Here is a 262-nt window from a genome sequence, read left to right as displayed (position 1 = left end):
AGGAAATGGTGGAGACGAGGAGATTCGAACTCCTGACCCCCTGCTTGCAAGGCAGGTGCTCTCCCAACTGAGCTACGCCCCCATGTGAGTCTATCTTGTATTCGGAACTCATCCTGATTAGGAATTTCTTCCATCTTAAGATAGGACTTATTATATTAGCTCTTCTTCATTGAAGAAAGGCACTGGTAGGCCTAAGTGGACTTGAACCACCGACCTCACGCTTATCAGGCGTGCGCTCTAACCAGCTGAGCTATAGGCCTAC

At 48.9% G+C, this 262-nt stretch carries 2 tRNA genes; both read right to left on the bottom strand.

The features are described 5' to 3' along the window. Positions 1-6: 6 nt before the first annotated feature. A tRNA-Ala gene (locus EO122_RS08165) sits at positions 7-82 on the bottom strand. 101 nt (positions 83-183) lie between these two features. After that, positions 184-260, bottom strand: a tRNA-Ile gene (locus EO122_RS08160). Between the last annotated feature and the right edge of the window lie 2 nt (positions 261-262).

Origin of the sequence: Veillonella sp. CHU110 (assembly GCF_003992255.1) — a bacterium.
Classification (GTDB): domain Bacteria; phylum Bacillota; class Negativicutes; order Veillonellales; family Veillonellaceae; genus F0422.
This window is presented reverse-complemented; position numbering and strand designations above follow the sequence as displayed.